The sequence below is a fragment of the Paraglaciecola mesophila genome, from assembly GCF_009906955.1.
Lineage (GTDB): Bacteria > Pseudomonadota > Gammaproteobacteria > Enterobacterales > Alteromonadaceae > Paraglaciecola > Paraglaciecola mesophila_A.
The window spans coordinates 3,129,641-3,153,202 of sequence record NZ_CP047656.1; the positions used below are offsets into that span (position 1 = coordinate 3,129,641).

At 46.3% G+C, this 23,562-nt stretch carries 14 protein-coding genes; 8 read left to right on the plus strand and 6 right to left on the minus strand.

What is annotated here, in order from left to right:
* Positions 1-12: 12 nt before the first annotated feature.
* Positions 13-897 carry a LysR family transcriptional regulator gene (locus FX988_RS13540; RefSeq protein ID WP_160180580.1) on the minus strand — a complete coding sequence of 295 codons (885 nt, stop codon included), beginning with the start codon at positions 895-897 and terminating at the stop codon, positions 13-15.
* A 119-nt stretch (positions 898-1,016) separates the two neighbouring features.
* Between FX988_RS13540 and FX988_RS13545 the strand changes: the two genes are divergently transcribed.
* Entirely contained in the window at positions 1,017-2,108 is a 1,092-nt protein-coding gene (locus FX988_RS13545) for a YeiH family protein (protein WP_160180582.1), read from the plus strand.
* A 90-nt stretch (positions 2,109-2,198) separates the two neighbouring features.
* Here the strand turns inward: FX988_RS13545 and FX988_RS13550 are convergent, their stop codons facing one another.
* From FX988_RS13550 to FX988_RS13570, 5 genes are read right to left on the minus strand one after another with little or no spacing between them, the layout of a single operon-like run.
* Positions 2,199-4,481, minus strand: coding sequence for a GH92 family glycosyl hydrolase (locus FX988_RS13550; RefSeq protein WP_160180584.1), 2,283 nt, complete (start codon positions 4,479-4,481; stop codon positions 2,199-2,201).
* A complete protein-coding gene (locus FX988_RS13555) occupies positions 4,478-6,706 on the minus strand; it encodes a GH92 family glycosyl hydrolase (protein WP_160180586.1) in 2,229 nt (742 codons plus the stop codon). Before FX988_RS13555 ends, FX988_RS13550 begins: the two co-directional genes overlap by 4 nt.
* A 12-nt stretch (positions 6,707-6,718) precedes the next feature.
* Positions 6,719-7,906 (minus strand): AGE family epimerase/isomerase, encoded by a 1,188-nt coding sequence (locus FX988_RS13560; protein ID WP_160180588.1) that lies wholly within the window; start codon positions 7,904-7,906, stop codon positions 6,719-6,721.
* A 47-nt stretch (positions 7,907-7,953) separates the two neighbouring features.
* Complete coding sequence (locus tag FX988_RS13565; RefSeq protein WP_160180589.1) at positions 7,954-9,234, minus strand: sugar MFS transporter; 1,281 nt, start codon at positions 9,232-9,234, stop codon at positions 7,954-7,956.
* Between the two features lie 56 nt (positions 9,235-9,290).
* Positions 9,291-11,615, minus strand: coding sequence for a GH92 family glycosyl hydrolase (locus FX988_RS13570; RefSeq protein WP_160180591.1), 2,325 nt, complete (start codon positions 11,613-11,615; stop codon positions 9,291-9,293).
* 351 nt (positions 11,616-11,966) lie between these two features.
* Between FX988_RS13570 and FX988_RS13575 the strand changes: the two genes are divergently transcribed.
* The 7 genes from FX988_RS13575 to FX988_RS13605 all read left to right on the plus strand — a co-directional run bounded on the left by FX988_RS13575 (position 11,967) and on the right by FX988_RS13605 (position 23,556).
* Positions 11,967-12,974 carry a LacI family DNA-binding transcriptional regulator gene (locus tag FX988_RS13575; RefSeq protein WP_160180592.1) on the plus strand — a complete coding sequence of 336 codons (1,008 nt, stop codon included), beginning with the start codon at positions 11,967-11,969 and terminating at the stop codon, positions 12,972-12,974.
* Positions 12,975-13,278: 304 nt separating this feature from the next.
* Positions 13,279-16,173 (plus strand): TonB-dependent receptor, encoded by a 2,895-nt coding sequence (locus FX988_RS13580; protein WP_160180594.1) that lies wholly within the window; start codon positions 13,279-13,281, stop codon positions 16,171-16,173.
* Between the two features lie 69 nt (positions 16,174-16,242).
* A complete protein-coding gene (locus FX988_RS13585; RefSeq protein ID WP_160180596.1) occupies positions 16,243-19,077 on the plus strand; it encodes a discoidin domain-containing protein in 2,835 nt (944 codons plus the stop codon).
* Between the two features lie 92 nt (positions 19,078-19,169).
* A complete protein-coding gene (locus tag FX988_RS13590) occupies positions 19,170-20,042 on the plus strand; it encodes a BadF/BadG/BcrA/BcrD ATPase family protein (RefSeq protein ID WP_254700611.1) in 873 nt (290 codons plus the stop codon).
* 36 nt (positions 20,043-20,078) lie between these two features.
* Complete coding sequence (locus FX988_RS13595) at positions 20,079-21,062, plus strand: isoaspartyl peptidase/L-asparaginase family protein (protein WP_160180598.1); 984 nt, start codon at positions 20,079-20,081, stop codon at positions 21,060-21,062.
* Positions 21,062-22,819: an endo-beta-N-acetylglucosaminidase gene (locus FX988_RS13600; RefSeq protein WP_160182180.1), complete on the plus strand. Its 1,758-nt coding sequence runs from the start codon at positions 21,062-21,064 to the stop codon at positions 22,817-22,819. The genes FX988_RS13595 and FX988_RS13600 overlap by 1 nt, the downstream gene beginning before the upstream one ends.
* Positions 22,819-23,556 (plus strand): copper homeostasis protein CutC, encoded by a 738-nt coding sequence (locus FX988_RS13605; RefSeq protein WP_160180600.1) that lies wholly within the window; start codon positions 22,819-22,821, stop codon positions 23,554-23,556. Before FX988_RS13600 ends, FX988_RS13605 begins: the two co-directional genes overlap by 1 nt.
* Positions 23,557-23,562: the final 6 nt, after the last annotated feature.

The window sequence follows — 23,562 nt, forward strand, 5'->3', positions numbered from 1 at the left end:
TCATGTGGGCAGTTAGTTAACTGCCTGATACAAGATCTGCGCAAAGGCATTAGCTGCTGGTGACGATGGTCTGTCACGGTATTCTAGCTGGTACAAAGGACGAGACAACAGCTTGCTTTTTTTAGTAGGAATTACCTTTAATTTTTTCAGCGCAAGTAAATCTTCAGTGACAACTTGGGGCAATAACGCCACTCCCATGCCTTGGGTCACTGCGCGGGCGATAGCTTCGTTACTGCCTAGTTGCATGCTGTCATTCACCGCTATGCCTTGTTCGGCCAATAGCGAAAATGACATTTGCCGAGTGCCTGAGCCTGGCTCTCGTAGCAACCAGCGCTGATCACTCAACCATTTCGCTTTATCAGTACTGGGCGTCAATGTGCTTGGGATAACTATGCTCATCGGATCGTCCTGCCAATGTTGGCTACTAATGTGTGCGTCACTCGCGTTACCTTCGACAAGTGCTAAGTCTATGCTACAAGCAAGTAGGGCCTGTTCGATTTGCGCGGTATTGGCCACTTGAACTTCTACTTTAATGTGAGGGTATTGCTGGTTGAATCGCGCTAAATATGGGGCGAGCCAATAACCCGCTATGGTAGTACTCGCCCCTAATACTAAGGTGCCTTGTTTCAATCCTGTGCGCGCTCTTATGTCTTCAAGTGCGGCTTGTTCAATAGCAAATATACTTCTTGCGTGATTAAACAAGCTCTGTCCGCCTTCGGTTAAGGCTAATTTTTTACCTCTCGCTGCTCGTGCGATTAACTGCATACCTAACTGATGCTCAAGTTCTTTTAACGCTTTAGATACAGCAGGTTGACTGATAAACAAGGCTTCTGCCGCTTGGGAGAAACTGCCCAGCTTAGCAACGCTATAAAATACCCTAAGCGCATGTAAATTCATATTTATTAACCTGTAGTTATTAATGCATGATTTTAATGTATTGGAGTTATATTTTGCCCATGACTATCATCAAGTCAACCTTTGATACAGATCGCAAACCCAGCGATAGGAGCAGCTTTATGTACAGTGCAGTTAAGCGTTTTTTTATTACGGGCCCGCAAGGAAGACCCCAGCAAAGGGGACACTTTAATGACTCTCGCTGGTGGCTAGGTTTAGTGCTGGTCACGGCTATTGCGTTTGTCGCGACCTACCTAAGTCATGTTCCCTTTATTCAGCGCACGGGATTGAGCTCTCTAACCATAGGGATTGTGCTTGGAATTGTTGTGGGTAATACTCTTTTTTCACGAGTTGCCGTGCACACAGATGTTGGTGTTGATTACGCTAAAAGTACATTGCTCAAAGCCGGCGTGGTGTTGTTTGGTTTTCGCATTACTTTTGCCCAGGTAGCAGGCGTGGGTTGGCATGGCTTATTGACTGATATGGCTGTGCTTTGTCTGACTTTTTGGTTGGCAGTGCAATTGGGCAAGCGTGTATTCAAATTGGATGAGCAAACCACCTTACTTATTGGCGCAGGCAGTTCTATCTGTGGTGCAGCTGCCGTGATGGCCACAGAACCCGTGGTAAAGGCCCAAGCACATAAGGTTTCTGTTGCGGTTGCCACTGTGGTGGTATTTGGCACCTTGAGTATGTTCGTTTACCCAATTGCTTACGGTTACCTAGGGTTAAGTGAACATGCATATGGCATTTTTGCTGGCTCAACCATTCATGAAGTGGCACAAGTAGTGGCAGCAGGTAGTGCGGTTAGCCCTGAAGCGGCAAATGTGGCCGTGATTGAAAAAATGTTAAGAGTCATGATGCTTGCACCATTTTTAGTCTTGTTATCAATATGGCAAAACAAAAAGCACTCAAAAGCGACAAGCGACACTGACATAAAAAGTGCAAGCAATATCATGATCCCATGGTTTGCAGTGCTCTTTATTGTTGCTAGTGGCATCAACTCTGCTCAAGTTATCCCAGCGATTATCACCGAAAAGATTGTGCATTTAGACGGTATTTTACTCACCATCGCTATGGTGGCATTGGGACTGCGTACCCATATTGGTGCGATTCGTCAAGCTGGGCTGAAGCCCTTATTATTGGCAGGCTGCTTGTTTTTGTTCTTAACCCTAGGCGGGTATGGGCTGAATTTAGCGATAGCTCAGTGCTTATAGTGAGCTAGGCACTCGCAATATCAAGAATGGAAGTTTTACCTAAAGAGTCAGCATTTTATGTTATCCATAAAACGCTGACTCACAATTCAATTACTGAGCTTTTAAGCGTAGCTTCGCACTTTGGGTGAGTTGCTGATGGCTAATAAATGCCTTACTTAGCGGGTCGCCATTAAGAGATGGCTGCTCTTGCCCTTGATTTAACGGGGTTATGGTCAGGGTTTTGCCTGCATAATATTTTGAGTCAAGGTGAATGGTCACTCTGTCAAACGCTGTGCTCGTTAGGGCATAGTCCATGTCTCCCGGAGAGACTGGATAAATACCTAATAAGCTAAAGACTAACCAAGCTGACATGGTGCCAGCATCGTCATTGCCGGGCAGCCCAGCGGGTTGATTGGTAAAGTACTTCGCTATCAGCCTTTTTACATGCCGCGCGGTGTTAGGCTCTTGGCCTGGCACGTAATTAAACAGGTAAGGGTAAGTAATATCGGGTTCGTTACCCATATCAAAGTTATTGCTATCAAAGGTGGCGTTTAACGCCGCGATAAAAGCACTGTCACCACCATTTAACGCGATTAAACCTGGCATATCAAAAGGCACATAAAAGCGGTAGTTCCATGCATTGCCTTCAATGTAACCCGGAGCGGGTTCAAAGTTACGACCTAGCTCAGGATCGTATGGGGTTAACCAGTCACCACTGCGCTTTCTCGGGCGCAACATGCCAGTAGTTTCATCAAATAAGGTTTTATAGTTTTGCGCTTGGGCCAGGTACTTTTGCGCATCTTGGTCGTGGTCTAAGTACTTGGCAAGCTGACCTAGGGCGAAATCTGCGACATAGTATTCCAAGCTCGTTGACACACTGCCATCATAGGGCTCTTCGTCATCAACGGGTACATACCCTAACTTCAGGTAGTCAGCGTTTTCAGGGCGAATAGGGTTGTTTTCTACTGTATCTGCAGATTTTTGCATCGCGGCGTAAGCCAGTTCTACATCAAAGGTTTGCACGCCGCGTAAATAGGTATCAGCAATCATGGCGGTAGCTGGGTCACCGACCATGGTTTGGGTTTCCATGCTAAGTAACTCCCACTTGGGCAACCAGCCACTTTCTTGATACATACTAAGAGCAGATTCAACCATTTGTGATTGGATCTCTGGGTAGACTAAGCTTAGCAACGGATGCAGGTTACGACTCGTGTCCCACAGTGAATATACGGAATAGCGGTTTTTACCCTGCGTATTGCCCACTTCCGCTGTGTGTTGCTGGCTCATGAACGGGTACTCGCCGTTCACATCTTGAATGATACTAGGGTGAATTAAACTGTGATACAGGCCTGTATAAAGTAGCGTTTTGTTATGCTCGCTACCCTGTACTTCGATGCGTGAGAGTAAGCTATTCCATGCATCTTGAGCATCTTTGCGGATGCGTTCAAAGGCAAAGTTGGGCTGTTCAGTGTTTAGATTCTGCCGTGCGTTTTCGATGCTGACGTAAGAAATACCTACCTTGACTTCAACTTGCTCGTTGCCTTGTGTATCGAAACGCATGTAGGCACCGATATTGTCACCGCTCATGACGTGCTGATAATTCGGGTACGGCTTGATGCTGTTATTGTGCTGCATCCATTCGCCTTCCACCCCGGTGAATTCAGGCATCTTCTTGAACGTGCCAAAGGTTTTGGCGGGTTTGCTAAAACGTGCTACGAAGTACACGGGGCGCACGTCTTGGGGGTTATAGCAAAACGTGCCTACCGTGCGAGAGCCTTCAATTTCTTGCTCAGACACAATTTTAAGAGAGCCGCCGGTTTCGTTGGTTAAGCCTAGGCCCAAATTGACAATGATATTGCTTTGGCCTGCTGGGAAGGTATAGCGGCTTAGGCCTGTACGCAATGTGCTGGTAGCTTCTGCCTTGATGCCATATTTGTCGATTGTGGTTTGGTAGTAGCCCGGACTTGCCTGCTCGTTTGAATAGGTGGAACCGTATTGCTGGGGGTCCAATTCTAAATTGCCTGCGGTGGGCATGATATTAATTACCCCTAACTCTGGGCAGCCAACTCCGCTTAAATTCACATGGGTAAAACCAGTCAAAAAATTATTTTCGTGGATATATACTCGCGAATTCCACGCGGCATCTTTTTCAAATTCATTTAGGTTTTTGTGTTCGAATGCAACGTTAAAAGGCGCAACTGATGTGAGTGCATGAGGATACTGCGCACCCGGATGGGTCGCCCCAAAATTAGAGGTGCCAATAAACGGGTTAACATACTCGGCAGGCGTTTTTTGCGATGTTTGCCCAGCGACTTCGTTAGACGTGTTAGCAATTGAACAGCCAACACAGCCTAAAGTAAGCGCAAAAAATGCCATATTGACTAATATTTTCATTTTGGCTGGGCTCCCATTTCAAATACCAAATTTCCGCCGGCTAATATATCACTGTGACGGATAAAAAATTGCTGTAAAGGCTCGCCATTTAGGCTCACACTTTGCACATACACATTCTCTTTTGACTGATTGAGCGCTTGCACGCTAAAGGTTTTGCCATTTTCTAAATGTATCTTGGCAGATGACACTTCTGGGCTACCTAACACATATTCCCCCGATACCGGATTAACGGGATAAAAGCCTAATGCGCTAAATAGGTACCACGCTGACATTTGGCCTGCATCTTCATTGCCCGACAAGCCATCAGGTGCGGTATGGTATAGTTCGTTCATCACTTGGCGCACATATTTTTGGGTTTTGTGCCCCTTGCCAACGTATTGATAAAGGTAAGGTACGTGATGACTAGGTTCATTACCATGCACGTACTGGCCTATGTAGCCTGAAATCCACTCGGGGAACTCACCTACTGTTTGCTCTGCCTCAAACATGGCATCGAGTTGTGCTTCGAACGACGCCGCACCGCCCATGATATCGATTAGCCCCGTGACATCTTGTGGCACAAAGAAGCTATACTGCCATGCATTGGCCTCGCAGTAGTCCTCTGGATGGTAGGCATTCGGGTCGAAATTACTGCGAAACTCACCATTAAAACCTTTGGCACGCATAAACTCGCTTTGTGGGTCGAACAGGTTGCGATAGTTTTGTCCCCGCGATTGGTATGTTTGATACACCTCATTTTCACCTAGGGATCTAGCTAGTTGAGCGATCGCCCAATCATCAAAGGCGTATTCCAAGGTAAGCGAGACATTCCAACTACGCTCTTCAAATGGCACATAACCCAATGCTTGATAACTCTTTAAACCAAACTCGTTTTGGGTGGCGCTTTGTATAGCAGCTGCGAGTATTTCTTCTCCACTGGCGTCTAGTAGGCCTTTGAAATAGGCATCGATAAGCACGGGTACGCTGTGGTAACCCATCATCATGTCCGTTTCATTGCCTTGGAAGTTCCAAACGGGTAAGCGACCTGCCACATCGTAATGCGCCATAATTGAGGCCATAAGCTCTCGGGTACGAGTGGGCTCAACAATGGTTTTCCATGGATGTAAGGCGCGAAATGTGTCCCATAACGAGAAAAACTCGTACCTAGGGTATTGCTCACTTTTATGAATCTGGCCGTCGGGGCCTTTATATTCTCCGTTACTATCAGAAAATACCCTCGGCGCTAACGCAGTGTGATACATGGCGGTATAAAACTGGATCATGTCATCTTTATCGGCGCTTATTTCCACTGTACTAAGCTGCTCTCGCCATGCTTGCTGGGCAAGCGTTTTTACTTGTTCGAAGGTTTTATCTGGCCCTTGGGCGAGCAGGTTTTGCTTAGCGTTCTCTATGCTGACCGAGCTGATTGCGGTGCGCACGGTAACAAGCTTTTTGCTGCTAGCCTCAGTGAAATCAAAATCGAACTCCGCAGCTACATTTTCACCAGAGGCTGATTGCTCTTGGCTTGTCACTCCGTTGCTGTTTAAGGTATAGCGATCAATCGGTTGTGAAAACTGAGTGTAAAAGAACACACGCTGATCGCTAGCCCAGCCAGTGGATTTGCGGTAACCAGCGATGGCCCTATCATTGATAATTTGAATGTGAGTCTCTAGGGTTTTATCCCAATTTCGACTGTAGCCTAAGTCTAGGCGTACCACGGCCTGGGTTGCATCATCAGCAAACTGGTATTTCTGAAAACCGGTGCGAAGCCCTGCGGTTAGCTCAACATTCACCCCGTAGTCATCTAAAAACACCTGATAGTACCCAGGTGAGGCTTGCTCATTTTGATGACTAAAACGAGACACAATGGTGCCATTCTCAGGGCCACCTTCGGTTTTTTCTCGGTGAAAAGGGCGGGTTAAAGGCATAAACGAAATATCATACAAATCACCGGCCCCCGTGCCAGATAAGTGAGTATGACTGAAACCAGCAATGATGTTGTCTGGATAAAAATAGCCTGAAATCCAGTCCCAGCCGGTGCGCCCATTATCTGGGCTTAATTGCACCATGCCGTAAGGCACAGTGGCACCCGGATAGGTTTTGCCTTTGCCGTCAGTGCCGATAAACGGATCCACATAATCTAACGGATCAACGGCCAGAGGCGTGTCTAGGGTGGCGTTTGGAGTCGGCTGTGTACATGCGCATAACGCCAACACTGTGCCGCTAATGAATATCTGTTTAATCATGCTGGTATCCGTTTACGTTAAGCGGGGATTGCCTATTGTGCGCAATACTTCGAAGCACGCGCCCAGGGTGTGGTAGTCACACTTAGCGCCCGCAGCACTTTTCTGCTCACTGTACTTACTGTTATCTCGATGGAGTACTCTGAACCAAGCACCATATTGATGATCGATCATATGCTGCCAGCTATAGTCCCATAACGCATTGTATTGGTTGAGGTATTGCTCATCTTGGGTCACGGAAAACAACATAGCGGCTGCGGCAAAGCTTTCAGCCTGTACCCAGAAGTATTTGTCATCGTCACACCAAGTGCCATCGGGCGCGAAACCGTAAATCAAGCCACCGTGGGTGGCGTCCCAGCATTTTTCATAAGCGCGATCAAATAAGCTTTTCGCTCGTTTCACCAGTTTTGGGTCAGGTGCATGGCGATGCAAAATTAGCAGTAACTTAGTCCACTCTGTTTGATGACCGGGTTGAAAACCCCAAGGACGATACAGGTTTTTCGGGTCGTCCTTGTTGTATTCCCAATCAGGCTGAAAATCTGTGGTGTAATGTTCCCAAATCAGACCGTCAGTTAAGTCCGCTTGGCGAAAGGCAATATTCTGGGCAAGGGTTTGCGCTCGTGTCAGAAACACTTGCTCACCGCTGGCTTCATAAGCCGCCAACATGGCTTCGCATAAATGCATATTAGAATTTTGGCCGCGATAAGGGCTGAGTTCACCCGCTGGGCTAATTTCATCTGCGTATAAGCCAAAGTCAGCTTGCCAAAAACGACTTTCAAGTTGCTGGTAGGTTTTTAACAGCATGTCGTTGCTAGCTATAATTCCGGCTTTGCGCGCAGCAGCATAAGCAAGCAACACAAAGGCGTAACCGTAGGCTTGTTGGGTCATGTCTTGTGGTTGGTTGTCTTGTAGCGTCCAAGCGTAACCGTCAGCCTCAGGTTGCCAATGAATTTGTTCGACAAAGTCTAAGCCGTGGCGAGCCATTTTTAGATAATCATTACGCTCAAATAACATACCAGCCGTGGCGTAATTCACCACGATGCGTGTGCTGCTCACCAGTTGTTTAAAGCCAGCGTCAAACAAATCGCCGTTATCCATGTAGTTTTGAAAGTAACCACCTTGGGCATCTTTTACCCTAGGATCATAAAAATTCAGGATATCCTGACAGTGGGTCATTAAAAATGCTGGGCTGTGATAATTCATCAAATTTACTCGCTAATTAACTGTTTAAATATGGGCTATCGAGCAGGCTAAGCCTGGTCTTCTTGGGCTAGTTGCTTTAACTCGCTAGGGGTTAATTTAGAACCGACTAATGCATACCAGGCAATGTAGATATAAGCCGCTACAGGCACGATGAAGCTAAATTGCACACTGCTAATATCAGCTACGTAACCTTGTATCAAAGGTAAAATAGCGCCACCTACAATTGCTTGGCATAACAGCCCAGAACCTCGACCAGTTAGCGGACCTAAGCCACGTATTGCCAAAGTGAAAATAGTAGGAAACATAATTGAGTTAAAGAAGCCGATTGAAATCACTGTCCACATGGCAACCTCACCTTGGGTATTCATGGTGGTAAACAATAAAATAATGGCAATCGCTGAATTAAATGCCAACACATAAATAGGGGCAATGATGCGGGTTAAAGCCGCGCCCACAAAGCGTCCAATCATGGCAGCACCCCAGTAGTAAGAGACCATGTGACTCGCTTGGCGCTCGTTCAAACCAGCAATGTCCGGTTGAGAAAAGTAATTCACCAAAAAGCTGCCGATACTGACCTCTGCGCCCACGTAAAAGAAGATGGCGACGGTGCCGAAAATAAGCGCTTTATGAGACCAGATAGAATCAGAGCTTTTGTCTTCTTGAACATCTTCATGGGCTTTGATGGTCGGTAATTTTAAGAATTTGAAACCGATGGCCGTGGCTATCATCACACCTGCGAGTAACAAATAAGGGAATTGCACGGCTTTAGCGCTGATTTCCGCTTCTTCAGATGCAACTCCCGCTGCAGCAAAGATTAACGCGGCACCAAACATAGGCCCAAGAGTATGGCCTACAGAGTTAATTGCCTGCGCCAAGCTTAAGCGGCTAGTAGCAGTTTTTTCTGGCCCTAACACAGCCACATAGGGGTTGGCAGAGACCTGTAATATGGTTACTCCACTGGCAAGAATAAACAAACCTAACAAAAACACGGCGTACACTTCGACTTCTGCCGCTGGGTAAAATAGACCACAACCAATGGCGATGGTCACCAAGCCTGTAATGATGCCGCGAATATAACCGATTTTTTCAATTAACTTGCCGGCAAAGGGCGACACAATGAAGTAGGCCCCAAAGAAGCAAAACTGAACCAGCATGGCTTGGGTATAGTTTAAGTCGAAGGCCGCTTTTAAATGCGGAATAAGAATATCGTTTAATGCAGTGATAAACCCCCAAATGAAAAACAAGGTCGTCATTGCTGCGAAGGCAAAGTGACTGTTCTTCGCGGGGTCACTTAAGGTTACGGATGATTGAGAAATCGGTCCTGCCATAATTAATTACTCGTAAAAGGTGCCAGCCGAAACTGGCACGTTGATAAATGGGTGGTTTAGTCAGCGCTCGACATTGAATAGGGCACGGCTTCTTTGCTGGTGGCCCATGACGTGTTTGGCTGGCTCGACATATCAAAAGATATTTCACCACCTTGCTGAATTTGCTGATGGGACAAGAAGGTCTTATCGAAAGTCTTGCCGTTTAATTTGGCGCCATTCACGTATACGTTGTCTTTACTGTTGTTATTGCCTTTGACGGTAAAGCGCTCGCCATTTTGTAAATGCAACGTGGCTTTATCGAACAGTGGGCTACCTAACACGTACTCATCGCTACCGGGCGCGACAGGGTAAAAACCTAGCGCGCTGAAGACATACCAAGCCGATGTTTGGCCGTTATCTTCATCACCGCAGTAACCGTCTGGTGTTGCTGAGTAAAGCTTATCCATGATGTTGCGCACGTGATATTGAGTTTTCCACGGTTGTCCCGCGTAGTTATAGAGATAGCTCATATGCTGAATAGGTTGGTTACCATGCGCGTAATTGCCCATATTCACGATTTGCATTTCGCGAATTTCGTGAATGGTAAAGCCATAATAAGAGTCGTCGAAAGTAGGTGGCATGCTAAATACGCTATCAAGCTTGTTAACGAAGGCTTGATCACCGCCCATTAGATCTTTTAAACCGGCGATATCGTGGAATACTGACCAAGTGTAATGCAAGCTGTTGCCCTCGGTGAACGCATCGCCCCACTTCAAAGGGTTAAACGGGGTTTGAAAACTGCCGTCTTCGTTTTTACCGCGCATCCAGCCGCTTTCTTTATCAAATAAGTGCTGATAATTCAGGGCTTTTTGTTTGTATTTAGCAGCATCTTCGGTTTTGCCTAGGCGCTCCGCGAGACGATAAATATTGAAATCGGCAAAGGCGTATTCAAGGGTACGCGCGGCGTTTTCGTGAATGCCAACATCGTAGGGGACGTAGCCAAGCTTGTTGTAATAATCAACGCCTTCTCGACCCACTGAGCTAACAGGACGGCCTTCTTCTACTTGAGCATTTTTGATGATGGCGTCGTAAAGCGTATCGATGTCGATATCGGTGATACCTTTAAGATAAGCATCAGCAATATTGACCGCGGAGTTAGAGCCAATCATTACACCACGATGACCTGGGCTCGCCCATTCAGGTAACCAACCGGATTCTTTGTAGGTATTGGCTAAGCCTTCCATGATTTGTTCGTCGAGCTCCGGGTACATTAGGGTAAAGAAGGGAAACACCGCGCGGAAGGTGTCCCAAAAGCCATTGTCAGTAAACATGTAACCGGGCAGTACTTCACCGTTGTAAGGGCTGTAATGCACTACTTCACCAGCTTGGTTGTACTCGTAAAACTTACGCGGGAATAATAAGACGCGGTAAAGCGCAGAATAAAACGTACGTAAGTTATCTTTGTCGTTATCCTGAATTTCGATGCGCGACAGCTCTTGCTGCCAATGTTGGTTTGCCTTTTGACGGGTGGCAGAGAAACTATCTTGGCCGATTTCTCGGTCTAAATTGAGCTGCGCTTGTTCAGGGCTAATAAAAGACGAAGCGACTTTTACGGTGACTTTTTCACCGCGTTTGGTTTTAAAACCGATAACTGCACCTACGTGCTCGCCTGTGCTTTGAAAAGCATCTGTGTTTAATTGGTATTCATCCGTCCACGTGTGATTGATTTCAAAATCTTTATCAAACTCAGCCACAAAATAATTATGGAAATTGTCCGGCACACCCCCGTGATTATTGCGCGCATAACCGATTATTTTGCGCTCTTCTGGGATGATTTTCACCATGGAGCCTTTGTCAAAGGCATCTAGAATGATATAGGCATTATCAGTGTCTGGAAATGTGAAACGAAACTGTGCCGCACGCTCAGTCGGTGTTACTTCAGCGGTGACGTCGTAAGAGGCTAAATACACACTGTAATAGTCAGGGCTGGCTTGTTCAGCTTTGTGAGAGAACCAAGATGCTCGTTCGTCTTGGTTAAACTTCATCTCTCCGGTGACAGCCATCAAAGCAAACGCACCATAATCGTTTAGCCAAGGGCTTGGTTGGTGAGTTTGTTTTATACCGCGAATTTGGTCGTCATTGTATTTGTAGGTCCAGCCGTCACCGATCGGCGCTGTCATGGGTGTCCAGAAATTCATTGCCCATGGTGTCGCAATAGCCGGGTAGGTGTTGCCGTTCGATAAGCTGAACTTAGAGTCAGTACCCATAAGAGGATTAACATAATCGACGAGATCTACCGAAGGTGCTACGGCCACTAATTCAGCTTCTTTGCTGTCTTTTGAGGCGCTACAGGCGGTCAGTAGTAGCAATGCAGGAATGGTGAAAATAATCTTATAATTCATTTGTTTATACCTACGAAAGTCATTTTCTGTGACAGGTTATTGCCACCGTTTCACTTCATATTTTGAGTTTGCCTTGAACAGTACACCTAAGACAAAAGTTAATGCCTTGTAAAATTGTAATCGATTACAATTTATTGGTCTAGTGTTATGTCCAATAAAAAGCCAAAATAAGCGATAATTAGCCAAATATCAGTTGGTATTTAGTATTATTGTTATCGATTACATGAATTACTTTTGTCTTACCGTTGATATTATTTACATATTCAGGTATTTACATTAGCTAAGAGATTGCTTGAATAGTGCAATTAAATAACCATGGCCCAATGGGGGCTTGATTTTTGGAAGTCGTAAATGACCAATATTAAAAAAGTAAGTGAGCTTGCAGGCGTATCAACCGCAACCGTATCACGTACACTTAAGATGCCAGATATGGTCACCGCCCGTACCAAAGAAAAGGTCATGAAAGCCGTTAAAGAAGCGGGTTACAGGCCAAGTTGGTTAGCAACCAGTGTTAAGACGGGGCGTACAAATACCATAGTCGTATTAGTACCAAACTTAATTAATCCGTTTTTTATGCGCATTATTGGTGGTATTGAGCAAGCTGCGCAAGAGCGCGGCTTTACGGTATTGTTATGCGATACTCAAGGTGACAGTAAGCGCGAAAGCGATTATGCCTCCATGGTATTGACCAATCGGGCAGATGGCTTAATTCAACTCGATCATTCCTTCCCTTTTAATGAAGATGACGCGAAATTAGCTGAAACTATCCCTATGGTTAGTGTTTGTGAACGTATCCACTCTGACAAAAAATACCCAGTGGTGGCGTTAGACAACTATGCCGCTAGCCGTGCGTTAGCGCATCATTTGGTAAGCTATGGGCATACCAAATTTGCCGTTATTGTGGGTCAAGTGGTGAGTCAAATTCATAAGGATAGGTTGTCTGGGCTGCGCAGTGTCTTGGCCGAAGAGAGCATTGCATTTGATGAAGAAATGGTCGTTGGTCAAAGCTATAGCATAGAAAATGGTATAGAAGGCATGCGCCAGTTGTTAGCAAAGCCTAATCGGCCTAGCGCGGTGATTTGCTTTAATGATGATATCGCCATTGGCGCCATGCACGAAATTCACCGCCAGGGTTTAAGTGTGCCTGATGACATTTCAGTGGTGGGGTTTGATAACGTAAAAGTCTCTGCTTTTATAAACCCGCCGTTAACAACAATAGATCAACCTGCGTATGAAATGGGCCGCAGAGGAATGGAGGTCCTCAGTGATGTGATCAACGGTGTTCCTTTGACTCGCAGTAGCGAAATGCTGCCTTTTCAATTACTTGAGCGCCAAAGTAGCGGCCCTGCACCACAATAACCCTCGGCAAACCTTGTTTTTGTGATTTTTACGAGGTCGCAGCTAATTGGCTGACTTTTTCGTTTGTTGTTAATTTTTTGTATATTTTTTGACGAGTGTTGTTGACATGTAAAGTGCTGCGCACTATATTTTCCCAGTAAATTGTAATCGATTACATTTTTAAGGTTAGAAATTTACTAAAAAATTGACCTTTAGGTAGCGTAAAACAAAGAAAAAATAAGCAGTTACTAATATTAACCGTAAATGATGTTCACGGTTACATTTGGTTAAACGGAAATATCCGATGGCGATTAGGAATACACATATGAACAACACCAGTGACAAAATCTTTGCTAAATCGATACTCAGTCTCGCGGTTGTCTGTGGGTTGGGGATAGTCCCCGCATACACCATGGCGCAACAAACTGAAGATGCCGCACAAACCAGCGATGCTGAAACCGAAGTAATTCAGGTTCGTGGTATTCGCGCATCTGCGGCAGAAAACCTGGCGATTAAACGCCTTTCAAATGCGGTGGTCGATGCCATCACTGCTGAAGATATTGGTAAATTTCCTGACAAGAACGTAGCAGATTCTTTGCAGCGCGTACCTGGTGTTGTAATTCAACGAAATGGTGGTGAAGGTTCAAGTGTGAGCATTCGCGGTTTATCGCCTAATTTAACGTTTACTCAGTTAAACGGTAACTTTATCGCTGCATCTGGCGGAGATCCATCGCGTTCTTTTTCCTATGAATTGTTACCGTCAAACTTGGTGGGCAGTGTTGAGTTGTTCAAGTCGTCTGAAGCTCGGTTAGACGAAGGGGGCATAGGCGGTACGGTCATTGTGCATAGCCGAAAACCCTTGGATATGGACAAAAACTCCGGCGTTGTTAGCTTAGAATATACCTATGCCGATATCACAGATAAATACGAGCCTCAATTGAGCGGTATTTATTCGTGGAAAAATGACGACGAAGATTTCGGTATGTTGGTCGGCTTCACTCAGCAAGACAGAACCAATCGCACGCAAACCTCTCGTGTGAACATTATTAATCAGAATTTTTTGTATACCGAACGACGTAATGGTCAAGAAATAGAGGGGGGAGCGCAAGGTTATGCTCGCCAAAGTTTAGTTCAAGAAGTGTTGGTTGAAGATCGTGAGCGCACAGGTATTCAGTTTACAGCCCAGTGGCGACCTACTGATAACCTTGAAGTAGGTGTGAATTACTTTCAGTTTAAACTTGGCTTAGATTCTGTTCTTAATCAACTGGAATATCCTGAATGGCACGATACTAACCAATACTGGACGGACGTTTTTGTGGATGCAGAAGCCGAGTATGTGACCGGAATTAATTATGCCAGTGGCGTTTCAGGACAAGAATTAGACACTCAAATTCCGCGCTTGAATGGTGAGTATGTTGTAGAAGAGTCAACATCGGATACGGTTGATTTCTTCATGGAGTATGACGGTGGTGACTACAGAGTGAAGTTCGTAGCTGGTCATACTGAAGCCGAAGGTGGACCTACTGAGAAATTCCGCGCTGCTTATTATTCTGGCAATACTGCCGATTATTGGGGCTGGCGTTTTGAGAATGAAAACTTGGTCACCAATATCGACCCAGAAATGTTCAATCGCTTGCAAGCAGGCGAAGGAGGTCAAGCGGATATAGGCGCGACTGACTCTAGCTTTGTTGGTGGAACACAAGAAGAAGATTATGCTCAAATCGACACCGATTGGTATGTAGACTGGGGCATAGTGGAAACCTTACGTTTTGGTTTGAAATACCGCAAGGGGTCAATCCATCGTGATACCCGTAACACCTATTATCTGGATAAAGATTTTGATATTGCAGCAGGTGAGGCGCGCCCAGGTGGTATTACCCTTGATGATGATTATTCACGTAATGGTGGGATCCCATTATTGGTTGATGTAATAGCATCACAACCTTTAGGTAATCTTGGGGGATCAATCAATACAAATATCTTTCCTGCGGTTAACTGGATTGCTTATCAAAACCAGCTTGAATCAAACTTCCAGCGTTATACTCGTTTTGAACCTGACTTTGTATATGAAGTAGAGGAAGAAGTAAAAGTCGCCTACGTACAAGCCGATTATCAATGGCAAAATTTCCGCGGTAATTTCGGGGTGCGTTTTGTTGATACGGTGAATACTAATACTGCAAGTGATCGCCTAGAGTATCGTTTGGACCGCGTTAATCTTGAGGGTGAAGATGTGGCTCAGGTTAACGGCATAGTGCGTGATGTTATCGTTAACCCCAAAGAAAACTCATACAACCATGTCTTGCCTAGTTTTAATATTGCATGGGATATCAATGATGATTGGGTGTTGCGCGGCGCCGCAGCGAAGGTGATTTCGCGTCCTGATTATTCAGATCTAGGTCAGTTTCAAACTCTGACTTACAACTCAAGTGAGTGGGAAGCCGATTCTAGTAGCCGTCCTGACTTTGACCCAATACGTGATCAGGAAGGTTGGACCGGTAGTGGTGGTAACTCATCTCTGCGTCCTCTTGAATCTGTGCAATATGATGTGTCTTTAGAGTATTACTACGGGGAAGGCTCAGGAGTGAGTCTGGCGGTATTCCTTAAAAATATCGATAACTTTGTGGTGCCTTTTGTTCTAGACGTTAATTCCAGCGTACCAGATCAAACCTTCACTTTGGTTGAGTCAGGTGGTGGCACGGTTAACGTTGGTGGTGACATAGTGGTACGCGACTTTAACACCGCAGCCAATGGTACTGATGCAGAATCAAAAGGGTTGGAGTTTTCTTTCCAGCATTTCTTTGAAAATGGATTCGGTGTATCCGGTAACTACACACGCAACATCACCAGTTCTGCCACGGTAGAGGCTGATGGACGTACTGTGGGTGAATCGCCGCTTACCGGTAGTTCGAAATATCAGGGCAACTTATCAGCGTTTTATGAAAACGACGATTACAGCTTAAGAGTCTCTTACAACCGCAGAGGCCCAACAATTGGTGCACTAGCGGAAGATTGGGACATCAATCGCTTCAGCGATACATATGATCAGGTAGATGTGAATGCCAGTTATAGCATCAATGACGATATTACCTTAAGTGCGTCGGTTATCAATTTGACCAAGTCAGAAGACTACGTCCATTTAGGCGACGATACCAAAGCACGCTTTCTAACTAATTCATATAGCGGTCGCCGCTTCTTTGCCGGCATTAACTACAGATTTTAATGCGTCTTACCGGTCATGAAGGGCCGGTGAAATGGTACGTAAAGAGACAGATTGAACAGAGGAATAATAATGAAAAAGCTCACAATAAATAAAACCACAGCGGCCATGCTGATGGCAATGAGCACCCTATACGGTTGCGGTGGAAGTGCAGATGATCCAAATCCAAGTGATGCAGTGGACACGCGTTTAACGACCGCTGCCACGTTAACCGGTACGGCAATAAAAGGTAGTTTAGACAGCGCGCAATTAAGCGTTGAGCAAATGAACAATTCACCGATAAGCATTACCAGTGGTGAACTGACGGATGCCTCAGGTAACGTTAATTTAGTCGTACAAAGTGAACTAGGCTTTGGAATCAATAGCCCGTTTCGTTTAACCGTTACCGCCACAGATGCAACCAGCATGATGTGTGATGCCATCGATTGTGCTGGTGTTGCAATGGGGCAAGAATTAAGTGGTGAACCGCTGACCGGAACCGTCCTCAAATCATTGGCGTTTGTCAATGTTCCTTATGGCTCACAAGCCAGTGATAGCAGTGTGCCGTTTCAAGCGAATGCGCTCACCACTGTGGCGACGCCTTTACTCGAAAGTGCCGTCGCAGATGGCGCTAATATCAGCCAAAAAGTTTTATTTGATGCTCAAGCGGTCACTTATTCTGACATTACGTTGCGCGCGTTAGGTGTGCCAGTAACAGGTATGAACTTATTTGAAACTTCACTAATTAGTGCTGAGTCTTACGATAATTTCGTGTTAGGTGAAGAGTGTGTAGATGTGACCACTACTGACGCACAGGGCAATGATGTGACTGAGCAAGAGTGTACGGATATCCTCGCACCGGCAGCGGTTATTTCCTTGTCACTTGCCAATGCAGCGTTTGCAAATATCACTGCACAGGAAAGCCTAAATACGCGTTTTGAAGATATCAACACCGCGATCGCATCAGCCATTGATGGCGACACCACAGTGTTGACACCTATCAGAGAGCGTTTATTAGCGTCGGTCGCCGGCATTCCATTTTTGTCAGAGTTGGGTATGACTAGCGACAGTGTAATCGACTTGGGCTTGTCGTTCGCGTTATCCGATGGCACCAGTGGTCCGGTTCAAGAAGTCACTACGGCAGACAATATCGCCAACGCTACTATTACTGGTCGCGCGCGTATTAGTGATGCGGAAGCCGAAACCATGGCGTTTGATGGTGATTCACAAACCAAATGGCTAGACAATGGCGGAGTACCCACAGCAGAAGAGCCTTCTTGGGTGCAAGTCGAGTTTGCAGAGCCGCAAGCGGTGAGTAGTTTGTTCATTACCAGTGCCAATGATGCACCAGAGCGTGACCCAGAAAACTTCGCTTTATTGGGGTCACATGACGGTGAAACTTGGGATACCCTGGCCAGTTTTTTAGGGGAGTCATTTGATGAGCGTTTTGAGCGTAAAGAGTTTTCTTTCTCAAATGGCTTGGAATACCGCTTCTATCGTTTGAATATCACCAAAAATAAAGGTGATACAAGCTTGATGCAACTGGCAGAAATCCAATTGGTAGGGCCTATTTATGCCAGCGCAGATCACACAAACCCGCCTGGTTCAGGGGCGATAACCGGTCGCGCTCGCATCAGTGATGGTGAAGCTGAAACCATGGCGTTTGACAACGATAGCCAAACTAAATGGTTAGATAACGGCGGTGTACCAAGTGCAGAAGAGCCGTCATGGGTACAGGTCGATTTCCAGGAGCCCGTTGCGGTTAATGTATTGGCATTGACCAGCGCAAATGATGCGCCAGAGCGAGATCCAGAAAACTTTACGTTACTTGGCTCAAACGATGCAGGCGTCACTTGGACAACAATTGGTGACTGGCTAGGCGAGTCGTTTGATTCACGTTTCGAGCGCAAACTGTTTAGTGCAGATAATGCCTTGGCTTATGGTTCTTACCGCTTAAATATCACTAAAAACAAGGGTGATACCAGCTTAATGCAGGTCGCTGAAATAGAGCTGATTGGTCCGAAAATCCCCAGTTTGCAGCATAGTCATCAAGCGGGTGTGACGTACACAGAGCGCGCTCGCATCAGTGATGGCGAAGCCGGTACCATGGCGTTTGACAACGACAGCCAAACCAAATGGTTAGATAATGGCGGTGTTCCGTCGGTTGAAGAGCCGTCTTGGGTGGTCGTTGCGTTGCCAGAGGCGGCAGCGGTTAATACGCTAGCATTAACCAGTGCTAACGACGCCCCAGAGCGTGATCCAGAAAACTTTGCGGTTTGGGCATCAAATGACAATGAAAATTGGACCGAGCTAGCCAGTTGGTTAGGTGAGAGCTTTGATGAGCGCTTCGAGCGTAAGCAATATGCGTTTTCAAATGATGTTGGCTTTAGTTTTTATCGCTTTAACATTACCAAAAACAAAGGCGATACCAGCTTAATGCAAATCGCTGAAATAGAGCTTATTGGGCCACAGTTTGCGTCTGTTGATATCTCATCAGATACAGGCACTAGCATAACTGGACGTGCACGTATTAGTGAAGGTGAAGCCGAAACGATGGCTTTTGATGATGATAGCCAAACTAAATGGTTAGACAATGGCGGAGTGCCAAGTGATGAAGATCCAGCTTGGGTTCAGCTTGACTTTGTGGCACCGCGTATTGTTAACAGCATTGCGATTACCAGTGCCAACGACGCGCCAGAGCGTGATCCGGAAAACTTCAGTGTATTGGGCTCCAATGACGGTGGTGCAACTTGGGAAGTGGTGGAGTCTTGGATTGGTGAAAGTTTCGACAGTCGTTTCGAACGTCGCTTGTTTGAAATGCAAAACGGCTTCGCTTACTCAAGCTATCGAATCAACATCAACAAAAATAAAGGCGACAGCACATTAACGCAAATTGCTGAAATTGAGTTAATTGGCCCAGTCGAATAACCTGTTCGTTAAATGAGCCCGCCGCTCCGCATTGGTGGGCTTTTTTGTTGTCGACAAAGTACCTAAAAATCACAATCAAAGAATGAAGAAACATGATGGCGCACACTTACTACCTAGGAATTGATGCTGGCGGCACACAGTGCAAAGCCGCTCTTTATGACAAGGACGGAAATTGTGTCGGTAAAGGTCTAGGAGGCCCGGGTAATCCAGTCAATGGTTTAGCGCTCGCTCAAAATGGGTTGATAGAGGCAGCAAATAGCGCTATCAAAAATGCGAATTTGGATAGCGTTAATGTACAGCAGCTACATGTGGGCGCTGGCATTGCTGGCTTACATTTACCCGCTATGCAGCAAGCCATGGAGCAGTGGCGGCATCCGTTTCATTCTTTTTACTGCACAACTGATTTACATGCCGCTGTCACTGGTATGCACCAAGGCCAAGATGGCGGGGTGATTATATTAGGCACTGGTTTCAGCGCTTTAGGTAAGGTTGAAAATGAGCTGCATGCCATTGGTGGCTATGGTTTTCCCATCAATGCTGAGGGCAGCGGAGCTTGGTTAGGGCTTCAAGCAGTGAAATCTGTATTGCTAGCTCATGACGGTATTGGCCCGCACACCAGTATGCTTGCGGCTATGACAGAACACGAAGACGTGCTTACGCTGGCAAGTCGGCTAAATCATGCAAGCTCTACTGAATTTGCGACCTTCGCACCACTGGTGTTCGCCCATGCAGAGCAAGGGGATTTGTTAGCGAAAGCGATTATTGAGCAAGCCACTGAATTTTTGCAACGCGTTATTTTACGGCTAAACGCCTCCGGAGTTGATGCAATTGTCTTAGTGGGTAGCGTAGCTCAACGTTTGCAAAGTCGCCTGAAGAAACCAATAAGCGAATGCATCGTACAAGGCAAAGCCTCAGCAGAATACGGTGCCATGTTACTGGCAAAGCAACACACACCAAACGAATAAACAGTCCAGATATGAGCGGCACAAAGAGGATAGATTATGACAACCACGCGCAGAGGGTTCTTAAAATTATCATTGCTAAGCAATGCGCTAGGGGCCTTAGTCGCAAGTAGTAGATCTGCTTTTGCGCGGGAAATAAAAATTAACAAACCGGTGGTGATATCGACTTGGGAGCACGGCATTGCGGCCAACAAAGCCGCGTGGGACGTACTACAAAATAATGGCCGCGCGTTAGATGCGGTAGAGCAAGGTGTACGTATACCAGAGGCAGACCCGCAGGTTAGAACAGTTGGCTTAGGGGGATACCCTGATAGTGAGGGCAACGTAACGCTCGACGCCTGTATCATGGATGAAAACATGAACTGTGGCTCGGTAGCGTATTTACAAGACATTCTGCACCCTATCTCGGTGGCGCGTAAAGTCATGGAAGAAACGCCTCACGTTATGTTGGTTGGCGAAGGTGCTAAGGAATTTGCGTTGCAGCAGGGGTTTGTTGAACAAAATTTATTGACCGAACAAACCAAGCAAGACTGGCTAGCGTGGCGCAAGACAGGCCAACCGAAAAAGCAAATCAATATCGAGAATCACGACACCATAGGCATGCTGGCTTTAGATAAACAGGGCAACTTAAGTGGGGCCTGTACCACAAGCGGTGCTGCATTTAAGTTACCCGGACGTGTGGGGGATTCGCCGATTATTGGCGCCGGCTTATATGTGGATAATGAGGTGGGGGCTGCCACGGCTACGGGCATGGGGGAGCTGATGATGAAAACCGTAGGTTGTCATCTCGTTGTTGAACTGATGCGCCAAGGCGCTTCACCTCAAGAAGCCTGTCAAAAAGCAGTTGAGAGAATTGCCACCCGTTTAGACAATTTTGCCGAATTTCAAGTGGGCTTTTTAGCGCTCAATAAAGCGGGTGAATACGGAGCTTACTGTATTCAACCTGGGTTTAATTATGCGCTAAAAGATTCTCATGGTGAGCAACTTATTGATGGTAAAAACCTACTAGGAGAAGGCGTATGATGCACAAAACTCTGAGTAGCCTATTACTATGCACCGCGTTTTTTTGTCAGGCACAAAGTAACGATATTCGAGCTAATCAAGCGCCATTTGCACTAACCCTTGAGCAAGCCATGAACTGGACTGCACAAAGTGATTTTAGCTCTGCAAAGAATATTTCTAAGCAGCCGTTAGCAAGACGTTACGGGGCTCAGTTAGACCCCAGTAGAGCAAATTTAGATACGCATGTTAAGGTGCTCTACGCGCCTGATGGCATGAATAACTTTGCAAACTACCTAGATACTCAAGCCACATTTAATCTGTATAACTTTACCCACTGGTCGCAAATCGATGTGCTGAACTGGTTTGCCGGTACGGCTGATCATGTGGTGCAAATACCTGCTCGGCCTTGGGTCGACACCGCGCATCGAAATGGGGTCAAGGTTATCGGCTCGATTTTCTTAGCCATCGCTAAGTACGGGGGCAGTCCTGATACCGCAGAAGCTTTGCTCAAGCAGGATGACCAAGGGCGTTTTATTATGGCCCATAGACTTGTCGACATCGCGCAATATTATGGTTTTGACGGTTGGCTAATGAACCAAGAAACTAACTTAACCGCCATTAAAGATGCAGAAAATGAATTAGTCGAAGGGCAAAAAGACGCTCGTCGCGGTGCAGAACTTGGCCAGAAAATGTTGGCTTTTATGCAGTATTTGACTGCTATTGCCCCCCAAGGAATGGAAATCCATTGGTATGACTCCATGCTGGAAAACGGTGAGGTGCGCTGGCAAAACCAGTTGAATGAGAAAAACCAAGCGTTTTTACAGCAGGGTGTATCCAGTGCCGATGCCATGTTTATGAATTACTGGTGGAAAAAATCTATGGTCGAGCGCTCTGTCTCGCTTGCCCAAGAGCTGGGGCGTTCTGGTTACGACTTGTATTTTGGTGCTGATTTATGGCCAAGTCGCAATGCACAGCGCGCTTTTAGTCAGACTCAGTGGTTAGAGGATTTATTTGATAGCGATACCAAGCAAGGGCTTACCTCTATTGCGCTATTTGCACCGAACTTCAATTTTAATTTCAGTGGCGAACCCCATACGCCTGTTTTTAGCCAATTTAAAAACGATTCCCAAGACTCGCTACGTTTTTATCAAACCGAGCAACGCTTGTTTGTAGGGGACGATTTGAACCTTGCCAATAATGACCTTGATGGTTGGCCGGGCATAGGGCGTTACGTTCCGGCAAAAACCACTGTGAATACGTTACCGTTCGAAACGCATTTTAATACCGGCCAAGGTAAAAAGCTGATCGAGAACGGCCAGCAGGTGTTAAGTGGCTGGACTGACATGAGTAAGCAAGATCTGCTGCCTACTTGGCAATTTGCCGTGTATGGCAACCCGTCAATGACAGTAGCGTATGACTTTGAAGAAGTGTTTTCTGGTGGTAGCTCTTTGGCATTTACAGGGTCGCTCAGCGCGCAACAAACACGCATTCCTTTGTACCAAACTCATTTGGTACTGGGCAAAAACAACACAGCGACGTTAACGCTCAAAGGCGACGTCAGCGCTCTTTCACTATATGTGGAAGATGCTAATGGTAAGCGACATATGTTCGCGTTAGACGCGATCACCCCAAGTGCCAGTCAACAAGATTGGCGCTCCTATGAAGTATCACTTAGTGCGCTTGCGAAGCAGTCTATTACCCAACTCGGTGTGTCGTTTAGTGAAGGTTCGAGCGAGGAAAATGTGAATATGTATTTAGGGCAATTGGCGATCCATTAATGATTGATATCGAAATTTGCCTACCTTGTGATGACCTGGCTAATGTCGCCCAGCAAATTCGTGCCGCTCATAAAGGGAAAGCGACGCGGATAGAGCTTTGCAGCCATATGGAACATCAGGGACTCACGCCTAGTATGCATGCCATGCAGCAAGCTAGGGCAGCGGCTCAAGGGGAGATAATTTTGCTGGCAATGATCCGCCCTCGTGGTGGGGATTTTTGTTATGACGAGGGTGAAGTGCAGCAAATGCAGCATGACATTGCCCTTGCTGCACAAGCTGGGATGCAAGGGGTGGTGCTCGGCGCACTCACACCAGATAACACGCTGGATATAGGTGCGTTAACTCGATTAATTGCTGTGGCTAAGAACGCCAATTTGCAAGTGACATTTCATCGTGCATTTGATGCCTTGGCTGAACCAGAACAAGCCATTGACAGCCTTATCGAGCTAGGCGTGCAGCGCATTCTCACCTCAGGTTGTGACTGGACAAGTCACGACACTGCACAACAGCATAGCGCACAATTAGCGCGTTACTTGGCACTAGCTAAGGGACAAATTGAGATAGTGATTGGCGGTGGTATTGCTCCCGTAAGCGCTAAATTAATAGCGCAGTCTATAAGCCAGCAGATGGGACCAAATGATCATTATTCTTTTCATGCTTATTCGTCTGCTCTTATCGACGGGGTGGTACACGAAGACCCCGTTCGACAGTTATATCAAGGCGTTAATGACACTTAACTCGAC

Bases quoted from the DNA above. Each gene is read 5' to 3' on its own strand.
- FX988_RS13580 (WP_160180594.1), top strand. From the start codon at position 13,279: ATGAACAACACCAGTGACAAAATCTTTGCTAAATCGATACTCAGTCTC.
- FX988_RS13550 (WP_160180584.1), bottom strand. From the start codon at position 4,481: ATGAAAATATTAGTCAATATGGCATTTTTTGCGCTTACTTTAGGCTGT.
- FX988_RS13575 (WP_160180592.1), top strand. From the start codon at position 11,967: ATGACCAATATTAAAAAAGTAAGTGAGCTTGCAGGCGTATCAACCGCA.
- FX988_RS13600 (WP_160182180.1), top strand. From the start codon at position 21,062: ATGCACAAAACTCTGAGTAGCCTATTACTATGCACCGCGTTTTTTTGT.
- FX988_RS13560 (WP_160180588.1), bottom strand. From the start codon at position 7,906: ATGAATTATCACAGCCCAGCATTTTTAATGACCCACTGTCAGGATATC.
- FX988_RS13545 (WP_160180582.1), top strand. From the start codon at position 1,017: ATGTACAGTGCAGTTAAGCGTTTTTTTATTACGGGCCCGCAAGGAAGA.
- FX988_RS13590 (WP_254700611.1), top strand. From the start codon at position 19,170: ATGATGGCGCACACTTACTACCTAGGAATTGATGCTGGCGGCACACAG.
- FX988_RS13570 (WP_160180591.1), bottom strand. From the start codon at position 11,615: ATGAATTATAAGATTATTTTCACCATTCCTGCATTGCTACTACTGACC.
- FX988_RS13595 (WP_160180598.1), top strand. From the start codon at position 20,079: ATGACAACCACGCGCAGAGGGTTCTTAAAATTATCATTGCTAAGCAAT.
- FX988_RS13565 (WP_160180589.1), bottom strand. From the start codon at position 9,234: ATGGCAGGACCGATTTCTCAATCATCCGTAACCTTAAGTGACCCCGCG.
- FX988_RS13540 (WP_160180580.1), bottom strand. From the start codon at position 897: ATGAATTTACATGCGCTTAGGGTATTTTATAGCGTTGCTAAGCTGGGC.
- FX988_RS13605 (WP_160180600.1), top strand. From the start codon at position 22,819: ATGATTGATATCGAAATTTGCCTACCTTGTGATGACCTGGCTAATGTC.
- FX988_RS13555 (WP_160180586.1), bottom strand. From the start codon at position 6,706: ATGATTAAACAGATATTCATTAGCGGCACAGTGTTGGCGTTATGCGCA.
- FX988_RS13585 (WP_160180596.1), top strand. From the start codon at position 16,243: ATGAAAAAGCTCACAATAAATAAAACCACAGCGGCCATGCTGATGGCA.